This window comes from Kitasatospora sp. NPDC018619 (assembly GCF_044391605.1).
In the GTDB taxonomy this organism is placed as follows: Bacteria; Actinomycetota; Actinomycetes; order Streptomycetales; family Streptomycetaceae; genus Kitasatospora.
In genome coordinates, this window is the sequence record NZ_JBISAI010000004.1 from 373643 (window position 1) to 387987 (window position 14345).

15 protein-coding genes and 4 tRNA genes are annotated in these 14345 nt (G+C 75.7%); 10 read left to right on the forward strand and 9 right to left on the reverse strand.

What is annotated here, in order from left to right; genetic code table 11:
* Window positions 1-317: 317 nt before the first annotated feature.
* The 4 genes from ACH5AR_RS08885 to ACH5AR_RS08900 all read right to left on the reverse strand — a co-directional run bounded on the left by ACH5AR_RS08885 (window position 318) and on the right by ACH5AR_RS08900 (window position 1075).
* Window positions 318-391 (reverse strand) — tRNA-Phe (locus ACH5AR_RS08885).
* Between the two features lie 27 nt (window positions 392-418).
* Window positions 419-492, reverse strand: a tRNA-Asp gene (locus tag ACH5AR_RS08890).
* A gap of 53 nt (window positions 493-545) precedes the next feature.
* A tRNA-Glu gene (locus ACH5AR_RS08895) sits at window positions 546-618 on the reverse strand.
* Window positions 619-733: 115 nt separating this feature from the next.
* On the reverse strand, window positions 734-1075 hold the full coding sequence (locus tag ACH5AR_RS08900; protein WP_396300663.1) for a metallopeptidase family protein: 342 nt from the start codon (window positions 1073-1075) through the stop codon (window positions 734-736).
* A 139-nt stretch (window positions 1076-1214) separates the two neighbouring features.
* Between ACH5AR_RS08900 and crcB (ACH5AR_RS08905) the strand changes: the two genes are divergently transcribed.
* The 6 genes from crcB (ACH5AR_RS08905) (at window position 1215) to ACH5AR_RS08930 (ending at window position 6777) form a co-directional block, all read left to right on the forward strand.
* Window positions 1215-1679, forward strand: a complete 465-nt coding sequence (crcB, locus tag ACH5AR_RS08905) for a fluoride efflux transporter CrcB (RefSeq protein ID WP_396300735.1) — start codon at window positions 1215-1217, stop codon at window positions 1677-1679.
* Entirely contained in the window at window positions 1676-2065 is a 390-nt protein-coding gene (locus tag ACH5AR_RS08910; RefSeq protein ID WP_396300664.1) for a DUF190 domain-containing protein, read from the forward strand. Before crcB (ACH5AR_RS08905) ends, ACH5AR_RS08910 begins: the two co-directional genes overlap by 4 nt.
* Entirely contained in the window at window positions 2062-2436 is a 375-nt protein-coding gene (gene crcB / locus ACH5AR_RS08915) for a fluoride efflux transporter CrcB (RefSeq protein ID WP_396300665.1), read from the forward strand. Before ACH5AR_RS08910 ends, crcB (ACH5AR_RS08915) begins: the two co-directional genes overlap by 4 nt.
* Window positions 2437-2592: 156 nt before the next feature.
* Window positions 2593-3315, forward strand: a complete 723-nt coding sequence (locus tag ACH5AR_RS08920) for a hypothetical protein (protein ID WP_396300666.1) — start codon at window positions 2593-2595, stop codon at window positions 3313-3315.
* A 195-nt stretch (window positions 3316-3510) separates the two neighbouring features.
* Window positions 3511-5763 (forward strand): DEAD/DEAH box helicase, encoded by a 2253-nt coding sequence (locus ACH5AR_RS08925; RefSeq protein WP_396300667.1) that lies wholly within the window; start codon window positions 3511-3513, stop codon window positions 5761-5763.
* 177 nt (window positions 5764-5940) lie between these two features.
* Window positions 5941-6777 (forward strand): TIGR02452 family protein, encoded by an 837-nt coding sequence (locus tag ACH5AR_RS08930; RefSeq protein ID WP_396300668.1) that lies wholly within the window; start codon window positions 5941-5943, stop codon window positions 6775-6777.
* Between the two features lie 88 nt (window positions 6778-6865).
* On the opposite strand, the gene ACH5AR_RS08935 is transcribed toward ACH5AR_RS08930, so the two are convergent.
* Both ACH5AR_RS08935 and ACH5AR_RS08940 read right to left on the reverse strand, forming a co-directional pair.
* Window positions 6866-7201 (reverse strand): hypothetical protein, encoded by a 336-nt coding sequence (locus ACH5AR_RS08935; protein WP_396300669.1) that lies wholly within the window; start codon window positions 7199-7201, stop codon window positions 6866-6868.
* Between the two features lie 128 nt (window positions 7202-7329).
* Window positions 7330-8424 carry a hypothetical protein gene (locus ACH5AR_RS08940; protein WP_396300670.1) on the reverse strand — a complete coding sequence of 365 codons (1095 nt, stop codon included), beginning with the start codon at window positions 8422-8424 and terminating at the stop codon, window positions 7330-7332.
* Between the two features lie 65 nt (window positions 8425-8489).
* Here ACH5AR_RS08940 and ACH5AR_RS08945 point away from each other — a divergent pair, with 65 nt between their 5' ends.
* The gene (locus ACH5AR_RS08945; RefSeq protein WP_396300671.1) at window positions 8490-9008 is read left to right on the forward strand and encodes an RICIN domain-containing protein; all 519 of its coding nucleotides are present in this window, start codon (window positions 8490-8492) and stop codon (window positions 9006-9008) included.
* A 23-nt stretch (window positions 9009-9031) separates the two neighbouring features.
* On the opposite strand, the gene ACH5AR_RS08950 is transcribed toward ACH5AR_RS08945, so the two are convergent.
* Complete coding sequence (locus tag ACH5AR_RS08950) at window positions 9032-9727, reverse strand: tyrosine-protein phosphatase (RefSeq protein ID WP_396300672.1); 696 nt, start codon at window positions 9725-9727, stop codon at window positions 9032-9034.
* Window positions 9728-9811: 84 nt separating this feature from the next.
* Window positions 9812-10573 (reverse strand): SDR family oxidoreductase, encoded by a 762-nt coding sequence (locus tag ACH5AR_RS08955; RefSeq protein ID WP_396300673.1) that lies wholly within the window; start codon window positions 10571-10573, stop codon window positions 9812-9814.
* 153 nt (window positions 10574-10726) lie between these two features.
* On the opposite strand from ACH5AR_RS08955, the gene ACH5AR_RS08960 reads away from it, so the two are divergent.
* Together ACH5AR_RS08960 and ACH5AR_RS08965 are read left to right on the forward strand one after the other, a co-directional pair.
* Entirely contained in the window at window positions 10727-11587 is an 861-nt protein-coding gene (locus ACH5AR_RS08960; RefSeq protein WP_396300674.1) for a DNA polymerase beta superfamily protein, read from the forward strand.
* Window positions 11588-11634: 47 nt separating this feature from the next.
* Window positions 11635-11707, forward strand: a tRNA-Lys gene (locus ACH5AR_RS08965).
* Between the two features lie 660 nt (window positions 11708-12367).
* On the opposite strand, the gene ACH5AR_RS08970 is transcribed toward ACH5AR_RS08965, so the two are convergent.
* Window positions 12368-13399 carry a medium chain dehydrogenase/reductase family protein gene (locus ACH5AR_RS08970; RefSeq protein ID WP_396300675.1) on the reverse strand — a complete coding sequence of 344 codons (1032 nt, stop codon included), beginning with the start codon at window positions 13397-13399 and terminating at the stop codon, window positions 12368-12370.
* Between the two features lie 140 nt (window positions 13400-13539).
* Between ACH5AR_RS08970 and ACH5AR_RS08975 the strand changes: the two genes are divergently transcribed.
* The gene (locus ACH5AR_RS08975) at window positions 13540-14217 is read left to right on the forward strand and encodes a TetR/AcrR family transcriptional regulator (RefSeq protein ID WP_396300676.1); all 678 of its coding nucleotides are present in this window, start codon (window positions 13540-13542) and stop codon (window positions 14215-14217) included.
* Window positions 14218-14345: the final 128 nt, after the last annotated feature.

A 14345-nucleotide genomic window follows, 5' to 3' on the forward strand; every position in this document is an offset into this window, starting at 1 on the left:
GCACCCGGCGGGCGGCCCGGCGGCGGTGTCGAAGGAGTCCGGCCCGAGGTGCCCGGGGCCGTGGCCGCCCGGAAGGCCGGCGGCACCACCGAGGCGGTGCCGCCGGCGGCCGGGGACCGCCCGTCCCGCTGCTCCGGCCCGGTGGCGGCGAAGCCGGGCACCGGCACCGCGACCGTCATCCGGGCGGACGGCACGGTGGAGCGCACCGCGGACGACCGGCCCCGGACCTCCTGGCCGGGCCGGCCGGAGCACCCTCGACACGGCCGCCGGAACGCCGAAGCCCCCGTAGCGAACTCGCTACGGGGGCTTCCCGGTTGTGGCCAGGGCCGGGGTCGAACCGGCGACCTTCCGCTTTTCAGGCGGACGCTCGTACCAACTGAGCTACCTGGCCGTACTGCACCGTCTCCGGAGAGACGAGCGATCCCGACGGGACTTGAACCCGCGACCTCCACCTTGACAGGGTGGCGAGCTAACCAACTGCTCCACGGGACCAGAAGTGGCGAACCACTCAGGTCTTGCGCACTGCACTTTACTACGGTACTGCGTGCCCCCAACGGGATTCGAACCCGTGCTACCGCCTTGAAAGGGCGGCGTCCTGGGCCACTAGACGATGAGGGCTTGTGGCCTGTCCCGCTGTTCCCAGCGTTCGGGGACGTCGAGAAGCATATGGGATGCGGGGCGGATCGCCAAAACGGGTTCCGTCCGGATGGGGGCGGGGCGGCCGAGGGGGCGGTCAGGACCAGCCCAGTTCGTCCAGCTCGTGGTCGTCGAAGCCGAAGTGGTGGGCGATCTCGTGGATGACGGTGGTGCGGACCTCCTCGACAACCTGCTCGCGGGTCTCGCAGTGGCGCAGGGTGGGGCCGCGGTAGACCAGGATGCGGTCGGGCAGGACACCCGCGTACCACTCGCCGCGCTCGGTGAGCGGGGTGCCCTCGTAGAGGCCGAGGAGCTCCGGGTCGCCCGGGTCGGGTTCGTCCTCGACGAAGACCGCGACGTTGTCCATCATGGCCGCGAGCTGCGGGGGGATCTGGTCGAGGGCGTCGCCGACCAGCGTTTCGAACTCTTCCCGGGTCATCTCCACCGGATCATTGTCCGGTGCCGGATGACGGCATGCCAGATGGCGGGGGCCGGTGTTTGATGGGGCCGTGACGACTTCGGAGGGTGCCGTGGACGACGCCGCGGGCGGCACCGGTGCGTCCGGCCCGGCCGGTGCGCTGCGGCCGGGCCCGCCGCCGACCGGGCGCCCCGTCCGGCCGCCGGTGCTGCGCGGGCAGGGGCGGGCGGTGGCGGTGGTCGCGGCGGGCGGGGCGATCGGGGCCACCGCGCGGTACGCGGCCGGGCTCGGCTGGGAGACCGCCCCGGCGGCCTTCCCGTGGACGACGCTGCTGGTCAACGTGGTCGGCTGTGCGGTGATCGGGGTGTTCCTGGTGGTGGTCACCGAGGGGCGCCGGGCCCACCCGCTGGTGCGGCCGTTCTTCGGCACCGGGGTGCTGGGCGGGTTCACCACCTTCTCGACGTACGCGGTGGACGTCCGCCGCCTGCTGGAGGCCGGCCGGCCCGGGCCCGCCGTGGCGTACCTGGGGCTGACGCTGGCGGGCGCGCTGTGCGCGGTGTGGGCGGCGGCCGCGCTGACCCGCCGTCTGGTCCACCGGGCCGTCCGCCGCGGGGCCGCGCGGTGAGCCGGCTCGGCGGGCCCGCGCTGCGGCTGACGGTGCTGGTCGGCGAGGCCGACCGGTGGCACCACCGCCCGCTGTACAGCGAGATCGTGCACCGGGCGCGGGCGGCCGGGCTGGCCGGGGCGAGCGTGTTCCGGGGGATCGAGGGGTTCGGGGCCTCGTCGCTGGTGCACACCACGCGGCTGCTGTCGCTGAGCGAGGACCTGCCGGTGGCGGTGGTGGTCGTGGACGAGGAGGAGCGGGTGCGGGCGTTCCTGCCGGAGCTGGACGGGGTGGTGGCGCAGGGGCTGGTGCTGCTGGACCGCTGCGAGGTGGTGGCCTTCGGGGGCCGGGAGCCGGGCCGCGAGGCGTCCGGGCCGGGCTCCGGCCGGGGTGGGGCGGCGGAGTGAACTGGCTGCTGGTGGTGGCGGGCGCCCTGGTCGGCGCGCCGTTGCGGTACCTGACCGACCGGGCGGTGCAGTCCCGGCACGACTCGGTGTTCCCGTGGGGGACGTTCACGGTGAACGCGGTCGGCTGCCTCGTGCTCGGGCTGGTGACCGGCGCGGTCGCGGCCGGGGCGGCCTCCGAGCAGGTCCGGCTGCTGCTGGGGACGGGGCTCTGCGGGGCGCTGACCACCTACTCGACCTTCTCGTACGAGACCCTGCGGCTGGCCGAGACCGGCGCCGGGCGCTACGCGCTGGCCAACGCGGCCGGCAGCGTGGCAGTCGGGCTGGCCGCCGTCTACGCCGGCGCGGGGCTGGCCTCGGCCCTCTGGGGCTGAGCGGGCGGCCGCACGGCTCCCCGGAGCCCGGGCCGGCCTGCCGCGCCGAGGCGGCTTGCGCGCTGCCCGTGTCCCGCCGGGCCGGGCGCGCGTTGGGCACCGAAAGCGGCCGCGCGCGAGTGGGCGGCCCGGGTGGGGCGGTAGAGAGGGACCTCAGTGGCTTCGGTACGGGCGGCACGGACGGTGCGGGCGGTACGGGCGGTGCGGGCGCGGCTGGCCGCGGCGCGTACGGCCCCGGCGCGGGCGGCGGCGGTCCCGCGCTCGCGCGCGGTACGGGCGGCGGCCCTGCTGACGGTGGCCGGGCTCGGGCTGACCGGGTGCATGTCGGTCGGCCCGGCGGCGGAGGAGAAGCACGGCGTGGCACCGGTCGGGCAGGCCGGCCCGGCGGTCCGGCCGGGGGCGACGGGCGGGCCCTCGGCCCCGCCGGGGGCCGGGCACCCGGGCGGGGCCTCGGGGCGCCCGGAGCGGCCGGGGGGCCTCCAGGCCGAGGGCGGGGCGAACGGCGCCGCCACGACGGCCCCCGGCGACGCGCTGCCGGGGGCGAACGGCGCGGTGGCCGGGGTGGTCCCGGTGCCGGGGCCGGGCGCTTCCGACGGCGGCCAGGGCGGCGGCGCGGCGGGTGGCGCGAACACAAGTCCCGCGCCGCACCCGGGCGGTGGCTCCGGCGGGTCGGGCGGCACGGGTGGTACGGGCGGCCCCGGGGAGGGCCGCTCCGGCGGCGGCTCGGCCGGGACGCCCTCGGCGACCCCGAGCGGCCGCCCGTCCGGCACCCCCGCGCCCGAGCACAGCTCGCCCGCCACGACCGCCCCGCCGGCCCCCGACCCGTCCGCCGGGAGCTCCGGTTCCTCGGCGCCGAGCCCGCGCGCGGCGCTGCCGTAACGGGCTGAACAGGGGGTTTGCCTCCGATCCCCAGGCTCGTCTATGGTGGTAGATCGTTCGTTTGATCCATTTGACTGGCGCCCTATTTCCATCTGGCGCCCTTGGCGCGTTCCGGCGATCCGTGGCTGACCGCATAGAGGCGGTTGTGAAACAGAACCCCGGACTTTGGCGCGTGCCACTTCCGGAAGGTTTTGCATGTCTCTCGTTGACGACGCCCGCTTCGCCATGCCCGCGAACGAGGCCGCCGCCGATGTCACCGCCACCGACGACACCCCCCACACCGCCGCGGACGAGGTGATCGCCGACGCCGTGGAGGCCACCGAGGAGGCGGCCGCCGAGCCGACCGTCACCTTCGGCGACCTGGGCCTGCACGACGACGTCGTGCGCGCCCTCGCCAAGCGCGGTGTCACCACCCCGTTCCCGATCCAGGCCGCGACCATCCCGGACGCCCTGGCCGGCAAGGACGTGCTGGGCCGCGGCCGCACCGGCTCCGGCAAGACCCTCAGCTTCGGCCTGCCGCTGCTGACCCGCCTCGCCGACGGCGAGCGCACCCGGCCCAAGCACCCGCGCGGCCTGATCCTGGTCCCGACCCGCGAGCTGGCCATGCAGGTCGCCGACGCCCTGGAGCCCTTCGGCTCGGTGCTCGGCCTGCGCCTCAAGGTCGTCTGCGGCGGCACCTCGATGTCGAACCAGATCTACGCGCTGGAGCGCGGCGTCGACGTCCTGGTCGCCACCCCCGGCCGGCTGCGCGACCTGCTGAACCGCGGCTCCGCCAAGCTGGACGACGTCCGGACCGTCGTCCTCGACGAGGCCGACCAGATGGCCGACATGGGCTTCCTGCCCGAGGTCACCGAGATCCTCGACCAGGTGCCGGCCGGCGGCCAGCGCCTGCTGTTCTCCGCCACCCTGGAGAACGAGATCGACACCCTGGTGAAGCGCTACCTGAAGAACCCGGTCACCCACGAGGTCGACCCGTCGGCCGGCGCCGTCACCACCATGACCCACCACATCCTCGTGGTGAAGCCCAAGGACAAGGCGCCGATCACCAACGCGATCGCCGCCCGCAAGGGCCGCACGATCATCTTCGTCCGCACCCAGATGGGCGCCGACCGCGTCGCCGAGCAGCTGATCGAGGCCGGCGTGAAGGCCGACGCGCTGCACGGCGGCATGACCCAGGGCGCCCGCACCCGCGTCCTCGGTGACTTCAAGGACGGCTACACCAACGTCGTCGTCGCCACCGACGTCGCCGCCCGCGGCATCCACGTCGACGGCATCGACCTGGTCCTCAACGTGGACCCGGCCGGCGACCACAAGGACTACCTGCACCGCTCCGGCCGCACCGCGCGCGCCGGCCGCTCCGGCGCGGTCGTCACCCTGGTGCTGCCGCACCAGCGCCGCGGCGTCTTCCGCCTGATGGAGGACGCGGGCGTCGACGCCACGCGCCACATCCTGGACCACGCCTTCGACGCCGAGGTCGCCAAGATCACCGGCGCCCGTTCGCTGATCGAGGTCCAGGCGGAGAGCGCCGCCAACATCGCCGGTGCCGCCGAGCGCGAGATCGCCGACATGACCCGCCAGCTGGAGCGCGCGCAGCGCCGCGCCACCGAGCTGCGCGAGGAGGCCGACCGCCTGGCCGCCCGTGCCGCGCGCGAGCGGGCCGAGCTGGGCATCGTGGACGAGGAGCCGGCCGCCGAGGCCGAGGCCGGCGAGGCCGTCGCGACGGAGGCCGCCCCGGCCGCCGCCGAGGCCGCCGCGCCGCAGGCCGAGGAGCGCGCCCCGTCGTACCGCGAGGCGCGCAGCGAGCGTCCGGCCTTCGGCCGTGACCGTGACCGCGACCGGGACCGGGACCGGGACGACCGCCGTTCCGGCGGCTTCGGCCGGGACCGCGACGACCGCCGTTCGGGCGGGTTCGGCGGTGGCCGGGACCGCGACGACCGTGGCGGCCGCTCCTTCGGTGGCGACCGCGAGCGCGGTGGCCGTTCCTTCGGTGGCGACCGCGAGCGCGGTGGCTTCAACCGGGACCGCGACGACCGTGGCGGCCGCTCCTTCGGTGGCGACCGTCCGGCCCGCTCCTTCGGTGGCGACCGCGAGCGCGGTGGCTTCAACCGGGACCGCGACGACCGCGGTGGCCGTTCCTTCGGTGGCGACCGCGAGCGCGGCGGTTTCAACCGGGACCGCGACGACCGTGGCGGCCGCTCCTTCGGTGGCGACCGTCCGGCCCGCTCCTTCGGCGGCGACCGCCCGTCCTTCGGCCGTGACCGCGACGAGCGCGGCGGCAGCAGCCGTCCGTTCTCGCGCCGCGACGACCACCGCTCCGGCGGCCGTCCGCAGTCCGACCGCGGCGGCTTCAACCGGGACCGTGGCGGCTTCGGCGGTGGCCGTGACCGCGACGACCGCCGCTCGGGCGGTTTCGACCGCGACGACCGCAAGCCGCGCTGGAAGAACTGACGCCGCACCGGCGGTAGCCGACCGCCGGCCCGGCTGAACGTACGAAGGGCCCGCTCCGTCCCCCGGAGCGGGCCCTTCGCGTTCCCCCACGCACCTCGCCATGCCCCCCGAGGTGTTGTTCTTGGAGTGAGAATAACCTGTGGCGTCCGGGCGCGGTAGTCCCGTAGCGTCGCCGCCATGAGCAGCGGACTGCGCGAGACGGCGCGGGTGAACGAGGAGATCGCCGAGCGGGGGAGCTACCGGACGGCCCGGGGCGAACTCGTGCGGGTGGCCGAGGAGTTGGCGGCGGCGAAGGCCGGCACGGTGTCGTACGCGCCGGCCGGGCTGGACGCGCTGCTGGCGGCGGGGGAGCCCGGGCCGGGCCCGGCGGCCGGGCGGATCGAGGTGACGGCCGAGGGGAGCATCCAGGCCGCCCGGCGCCTGGTCGGGGCCGGGGAGGGGCCGGTCGGGGTGCTGAACTTCGCCTCCGCGCGCAACCCCGGCGGCGGCTACCTGCGCGGCGCCCGCGCCCAGGAGGAGGACCTGTGCCGCAGCGCGCTGCTGTACGGCTGCCTGCTGGAGGCCCCGGACTACTACGAGGCGCACCGGGCCTGCGGAGACCTCCGGTACAGCCACCGGGTGATCGTCTCGCCGGCGGTGCCGGTGATCCGGGACGGGCACGGCGGCCTGCTGGCGCAGCCGTACCCCGTCACCTTCCTGACCTCGCCCGCGCCCAACGCCGGTCAGCTGGAACGGCGTTCGGCCGGGGTGGAGGTGCGGGGCGTGCTCGCCGAGCGGGCCGTGCGGGTGCTGGCGGCGGCCGCCCGGCACGAGGTGCGCGCGCTGGTGCTCGGAGCCTGGGGCTGCGGGGTGTTCCGCAACGACCCGGCGCAGGTCGCGGAGGCCTTCGAGGGGGCGCTGGCCCGGTACGGGGCGGCCTTCGAGCGGGTGGTGTTCGCGGTCTGGGACCGCTCGCCGGTCTCGGCGAACCGGGCCGCCTTCGAGGCCAGGTTCGGCCCGGAGAGCCGCCTGTAGACCGCCCGGAGAGCCGCCCGTAGACCGCCGCGAACTGCCGTGATCCGCCAGGAGGCCGCCGTGAACCGCCCGTAGCCGCCCCCGGCGGCTACTTCCGGCGGGCGGAGAGCACCGTCGCGGCGGTGGAGGCCGCCGCGACCACACCGGTCACGGCGAAGACCGACGGCCAGGCACCGATCCGCTTCGCCAGCGGGTGCGAGCCGCCGAAGGCCGCCACGTACAGGCCGGTCAGCGCCGCCGCGGTGCCTGTGCCCGCGCTCCGGCGCCACTGCGCGGCCGCCCCGGCGCCGGCCACCGCCAGCACCGCGCCGCCCAGTTCGCGCCGGCCGCTCCAGCGGGCCACGCCGTAGCCGCCGACCAGACCGCTCGCCGCGGTCAGCGCGGCGGGCGCGGCGGCCGCGAGCGCGTTCGGGACCTTCGCCATCGTCGACTCCACTCGTAGGGGGCTGTGTCGGTTTCCGACCATAACCCGCCGGACGGGCGGAGCGGCCGGGGCCTCCCGCCGGCGCCGGGCGCGACGCTCCGCCCGTTCGGCACCGGGGGCGGGCCCCGTTACCGGAACGCCTCGGCGGGCGTCTGCCCCGGCACCGTGGCGGCCAGCCGGCGGGCGGCCTCCGCCTGGTCGAGCACCCGCTCCAGCCGGAGGTCGCCCGGCACCTCCTGGATGAACCGCCCGGCCGACCAGCTCCGCTCGTACGGCAGCGGCTCCAGCACCAGGGTGCGCACGCCGTCCACCACCGGGACGTCGCTCGGCGTCCCCTCGTTCCAGATCCAGGAGCCGTCCGGCGCGACCAGGTCGAAGGCGCCGGTGGCGATCACCCGGCGGCCGTCCAGGAAGGCCGTCCGGGCCAGTGCCACCACCTCCCGGTCCTGCGGGGTGCCGGGCAGGTGGCCGCCGCCGATCAGTACGTCGGCGAGCAGGGTGTGCAGCTGGAAGGTGTCGCTCAGGCCGCTCATCCGCAGCAGGTAGCCGGTGCCGGTGGGACGGTCGAGCACCAGCAGCGGCTCGTCGTCCAGCACCAGGGCGAGGTGGACCAGGCCCTTGAAGTCGTGCTGCCCGCCCTCGTAGCGGTCGAACAGCTCCAGGAGCACCTCCGTCACGCCGGAGGCGCGGGCCTCGGCCCGGACCTCCGCGTGCGCGTACACCGCCCACGCCGCCTGCTGCCACAGGTGCAGCGTCCACCAGGCGACCACGGCCAGGTGCGCGTGCCACTCGTCCAGGTGGGCCGGGTCGGCGATCCGCTCGTGGGCCTCGGCCGGATCGTCCTGCTCCACGTCGGGCAGCGGGCCGCCGCCGGTGGAGGCCCAGCGCCGGACCAGCACCTGGGCGCCGGTCAGCGCCCCGCGCAGGCCGGCCAGCACCGGGCCGGCGCAGGCGACCGGGTGGGCGCCGTGCTCCACGCAGGCGCCCACCACCATGGCCAGGTGCGCGCGGGGGAAGGACGGGGCGTCCGGCAGCAACGCGGCCAGCCGTGGCCCGGCCGCCACCCGCTCCGCCGGGTCGGCCGTACCGAACAGCCCGCCGACCAGCCCGAGGGCGGGGCCGAACCGCTCGTCGTCGCCGGCCGCGACGGCGGCCTCCAGCGCGGCCACGGCTTCGGAGAAGGTGGGTTGTTGACGGTGCGGCGGTATCTGCTCGGTGGACATTCGCCGCAGCATAGGGGCCCGGGCCGGTCGGGCGGAAACCGCCCGGCGCCCCCGGCCCGGCGGTGGTGCGCGGGCCGCCGGCGGGGCCCGGCCGGGCCGCCGTTGTCGGTGCCCGGTGGCAGACTGCGGCCGTGACAGACTCCGTGATCACCGACGGCAGCTACCTCGTCCGCAACGTCGGCAGCGGCCTGCTGCTGCAGGTCGCCGACGCCTCGCGGCGCAGCGGCGCCCGGATCGTCCTGGGTGCGGACGACGGCAGCGACGCCCAGCTCTGGCGCCTCACCGCCGTCCACCCGGGCGGCGCGCTGTTCCACGTCGAGAACGCCGGCAGCGGCAAGCGGCTGGACGTCACCGGCGCCTCGACGGAGGACGGCGTGCGGATCCAGCAGTGGTCGGCCAACGCCTTCGGCGCCCAGGAGTGGCTGCTGGAGGCGCACGTCGACGCCCCGGGCACCTACACCGTCACCAGCTTCGTCAGCGGCAAGCCCCTGACGGCGGGCGACACCCCGGAGGCCGACGTCCACCAGCGCGAGGACGCCGACACCCCGGCCCAGTGGTGGCGCTTCGAACGCCGGGGCGGCTGAGGGGCCGGGCCCGGGGCGGCCTGTCAGCCCGCCAGGTTGGCCCGGACGCCGTCGAGTTCGGCCTCGGTGGCGCCGTGGTGCAGGAGGTAGCCGGGGATCCCGCCGTGGTTCTCGTGGATCCAGGCCAGGGAGGAGGCGAGGAGTTCGGCGCCGACGGGGCGGGAGAGCCGCTCGGTGCCGGTCTCGTCGATGTACGGGGTGGGGCCCTTGTCCAGGCCGAGGCCGGCGTTGGAGAGCAGGAAGTCGGCGGTGATCTCCGCGTCCGAGGCGCCCAGCAGGGACTGGAGGACGGCGATCGTGAGCCCGGTGCGGTCCTTGCCGACGGCGCAGTGGACGACGACGGCCAGCGACCCGGGGGCGGCGAGGCGGCGGACGACGGCGGCGAGCGAGGGGCCGGCCGTCTCGGCCATGAAGGGGTAGAGCGCGGCCTGGTCCTCGGGCCAGGGCCGGTCGGAGCCCTCGGTGTGCGGAGGCAGGGTCGGCAGGCTGAGGGTCTCGTGGTCGAGGTCGTACCGCTGGTCCGGCCAGGTCTCCAGCTCGAAGGCGCTGCGCAGGTCGATCACCGTCCGCAGACCGAGGGCCTTGAGCCGCCGGGCGCCCTCCTCGCTGAGGGTGTGGAAGGAACCGGAGCGGTAGAGCACGCCCCGGCGTACGGCGCCGATCCCGCCCGCGTCACGGAAGTTGCGCACCCCGGGGATGTCGATGAAGGCGTCGGTCATGGCCACCACCGTACGGGCGGGGGCGGGCGGGCGGAAGGAGAAGGCCGGGGCGGGCGGACGGCGCACGGGTCGACCCCGACGGGCTCAGCGTCCGCCGGAGACCTCCAGGAACGCCCCGGTGGTGTACGAGGCCGCCGGGGAGAGCAGGAAGAGGATCGCCTCGGCGACCTCCTCGGGCTGCCCGCCGCGGCGCATCGGCAGGCCGGGCGCGACCCGGTCGACCCGGCCCGGCTCGCCGCCCAGTGCGTGGATGCCGGTGTGGATCAGCCCCGGCCGCACCGCGTTGACCCGGATGCCCTCGGCGGCGACCTCCAGGGCGAGGCCGCGGGTCATCGAGTCCAGCGCGCCCTTGGCGGCCGCGTAGTCGACGTACTCGTTCGGCGCTCCGATCCGGGAGGCGGCCGAGCCGACGTTGACGATGGCCCCGCCGCGCCCGCCGTGCCGGGTGGACATCCGGCGGACGGCCTGGGCCGCGCACAGGAACGGGCCGGTGATGTTGGCGGCCCAGATCCGGTTCAGCCGGTCCTCGTCGATCTCCTCCAGCCGGCACTGCCGCTCCAGGGTGCCGGCGTTGTTCACCAGCCCGGTGAGCGGGCCGAGTTCGGCGTCCACGGTGGCGAACAGCCGCTCCACCTCGGCGGTGCGGGAGACGTCGGCGCGGACCGCGAGGGCGGTGCCGCCCGCGGAGCGGATCCCGTCCACGACGGTGGCTGCCGCGGCCTCGTCCGTGCGGTAGTTGACGCAGACCCGGTAGCCGCGGCGGGCGGCCAGCAGGGCGGTGGCGGCACCGATGCCGCGGCCGGCGCCGGTGACGATCAGGACCTCGCCGGTGGGGGTGGTCGACATGGCCCGTACGCTACCCCGCGGCCCGGCCGGGGGCGGCCGACACCTCGGTGGCACCGGCCCGGACCGCAATTCGCTCGCCCGGCGCGGCCGTGCCGGGGAGGATGCCCGGACGAGGATGCGGTGCCCGCCCGTCCGTGCGAGAGGAGCCCGCCGATGTCGACCGTCCCCGCCCGTCCCGCGGCGAGCGGCGCTCCTGCGGCGAGCGGCGTCCCTGCTTCGTGCGGCGTCCCTGCTTCGTCCGGCATTCCCGCGCTGTCCGGCTTCCCCGCCGCGACCGGCACCGTGCTGCTCTCGGGCGTCGTCGGCTCCACCGCGTACGGCCTCGCCCACCCGGGCTCCGACCTCGACCGGCTGGGCCTGTTCGCCGTCCCCACCGAGGAGTTGCACGGCCTGCACCGCCCCGCGGAGTCCCACGTCGGCACCGCGCCGGACCTCACCCTGCACGAGGCCGCCAAGTGGTGCCGGCTGGCGCTGAACTGCAACCCGACCGCCTCCGAGCTGGTCTGGCTGCCGGACGGGCTGTACGAGGTCCGCACCCCGCTCGGCGAGGAACTGGTCGGCCTGCGCACGGCCTTCCTCAGTGCGCCGGCCGTGCGGAAGGCCTACCTCGGCTACGCCGACCAGCAGTTCCGCAAGCTGCTGACGCGGGACACCGCCGACCCGGCCACCCGCCGCCGGGCCGCCAAGCACGCCCGCCACCTGGTCCGGCTGGTCGAGCAGGCCGTCCGCCTGCACCGAACCGGCCGCAACCCGATCCGGTTGCCCGACCCCGCACGCGTCCGCGAACTCGGCGAACGCATCGCCGACCGCCCCGCCCTCGCGGAGGGCCTGCTCGCCGACGCCGCCGAACGCCTCGCCGGCCCCGGCGTCCTGCCCGCCGCGCCCGACCCGCGTCCGGTCGAGGACTGGCTCCGCCGGGTCCGCGCCGCCCACTACACCCCGCCTCAAGACCCGCTCCACGAACCCGGCGCGCCCGTGCAATCCACTGGCGGAGCCGCGGGCCCCACCGGGTAGGATCACCATGGCCCTCCCCGCCAGGCACCACCGGGACCAAGGGCCGCGGGGCACTAGCTCAATTGGCAGAGCTGCGGACTTTTAATCCGTAGGTTCAGGGTTCGAGCCCCTGGTGCCCCACCCTCCAGGTCCAGGTCGGACACCCTCCGACCTGGGCCTTTTCCGTTCCTTCACCTGCGGGTCGGCCAGTTGGTGATCGCATGCAGCCCATGGTGCGGCCTGGGTGTGGCCACGAGTGCAGGACCACTGCCCTGGTTGCTGACGGGGCGTCAGCTCTGCTCTTCCGTCGGGGGTGATCGGCTGGGGCGGAGGATCGCTTTCCCCCTGCGGCCGGGGCGACGTCGGTTGTCGAGTGCCCGCAACGAGGCGCGGGCGACGAGGCCGAAGCGGCTCAGTTCGGGCATGCAGTGCGACACGCTGCACGTCCCCGTCGACTACGCCCACCCCGTGCCGGCGGCCTCGACCTCGCGCTCGTCCGCCGCCCCGCCGAGGACCAGACCCGCCGCCGGGGCACCCTCCTGCTCAACGACGGAGCCGGCGGTTCGTCGATCGAGCAGCTGCGCCTGGCGCTGCGCATCGGCTTCCCTCGTTCGCCGGCGCCATGGCCGGGGGGCGAGGGTGGCGGGGCGGCGAGGGTGGCGGTAGCGGCGAGTGTGGCGGTGGGAACGCACCGGAGGCAGGTGTGCAGGCTGGTCCGGAGCATGGCCAGGCCTTCTCCTTGGCGGTTTCCGGGAAGCGGTGGCGTTGGGGGCGGGCGGGCGGTGGCAGGCCGGCCGGCGGTCAGCCGCGCAGGACGACCTTTCCGGCGGCGGTGCCGGACTCGGCCAGGCGCATGGCCTCGGCGGCGCGGGTGAGGGGGAGTTCGGCGGCGATCTGCGCGGTGATCTCGCCGTTGCGCAGTGCCGCGAACACCTTGCCGAGGTCGCTGCGCAGCCGGGTCCGGAAGCGGTCGCGGTTCAGTGCCCGGCCTGCCCAGACGTTGTAGAAGTAGGCGTGGCGGCCGTTGGGCAGGGCGTTCCACAGCCACGTCCGGCCGATCAGCTTGAGCACCGGCCACTGCTTGGAGCCCTCGTCGTCGCGGGTGGATGCGCTGCCGTAGGAGACGAGCGTGCCGCCGGGGGCGAGCAGGCGCCAGGAGGCGGCGATGCCCCGGCCGCCGATGTGGTCGAAGACGGCGTCCACGCCGGCGGGGGCGTGTTCCCGCACGCGGGCGGGGACGTCCTCGGCGCGGTAGTCGATCGGGCTGACCCCCCGTTCGCGCAGCGCCGCGTGGTGGCGTGCGGAGGCGGTGCCGATCACCTTCGCCCCGGCGGCCAGGGCGAGCTGGACCAGGACCGAGCCGACGCCGCCGTTGGCCCCGTGCACCAGGACGGTCTGCCCGGCCCGGACGCGTGCCTTGCGGTGCAGCATCTGCCACGCGGTGATGCCGTTGACCACCACCGTCTCGGCCTGTGCCGCGTCGATGCCCTCGGGCACCGGGACGAGGTCGGCGGCGTCCACGGACACGTGGCTGGCCCAGCCGCCGACCTTCAGCAGCGCCGCCACCCGCGTGCCGACCAGCCCGGCGTCGACGCAGGGCCCGACCGCCTCGACCGTGCCGACCAGGTCGTAGCCGGGGACGAACGGGAAGGGCGGCTGGTCGTAGTAGCGCCCGCGGCGCATCTGCTGCTCGGCGAACGAGACCCCGGTCGCCTCCATGCGGACGACGGCCCGGCCCGGTCCGGCGGCGGGGACGGATCCGTGCCGCACCCGGAGACCCTCCGGCTCGACCTTGCCCGGCAGTACGACCTCGATCAGTTCCCCGGCGTTCACGACGACCTCCCTCGACTCCCCACCCGGTGCGTTAGCGGGTGGTGCATTCGTTAGAGGCTATAACTGCCATGGAGTGACAGTCAACAGCGTTCGTAATAGCCTCTAACCGGAAGCCGATCGGCACCGAAGGGAACGAGCACATGGCCACCGCCGGCAACGGGACCCCCCGCGAGCGCTACCGCGCCCAACTGCGCACCGAGGTCAAGGAGCGCGCCTGGGAGCAGATCGCCGCCTCCGGCGCCGCGGGACTGTCCCTCAACGCCATCGCCAAGCAGATGGGCATCAGCGGCCCCGCCCTCTACCGCTACTTCGCCGGCCGGGACGAACTGATCACCGAACTGATCCGCGACGCCTACCGCAGCCTCGCCGACACGATCCGTACCGCTGCCGCCGGCGGCGCCGATCTCGCCGGCCTCGGCCACGCCCTGCGCGACTGGGCGCTGGCCGACCCCCAGCGCTACTTCCTCCTCTACGGCACACCCGTCCCCGGCTACCACGCGCCCGAGGACACCACCGCGATCACCGCCGAGATCATGACCGCCCTCCTCGACGCCGCCCAGAACCCCACCGACACCACGCAGGACGACGCCGGCGAGCACCCCGATGCCCACCTGGACGAACACCTGGACGCCCACCTGGCCGAACACCGCAACTGGGCGGGCGACCACCCCGCCCCACCCGCCGCGCTACGCCGCGCCCTGCGCTTCTGGACCCGCCTCCACGGCGTCCTCTCCCTCGAACTCGCGGGCCACTTCACCGGCATGGGCTTCGACCCGGCGCAGCTCTACGACCACGAACTGCGCCACCTCACCCGGTAGCCGTCGCGGCAGGGGCTCGGCCCCTGGGTGTGCTGAAGGGCCCCGGCGGCCCAGTCACCTCGGACCACCCGCCGGCCTCCGGTTGTCGGCAGGGGAGCGGTCGGCCCCCTCGCTGGTCCAGCGGTGGG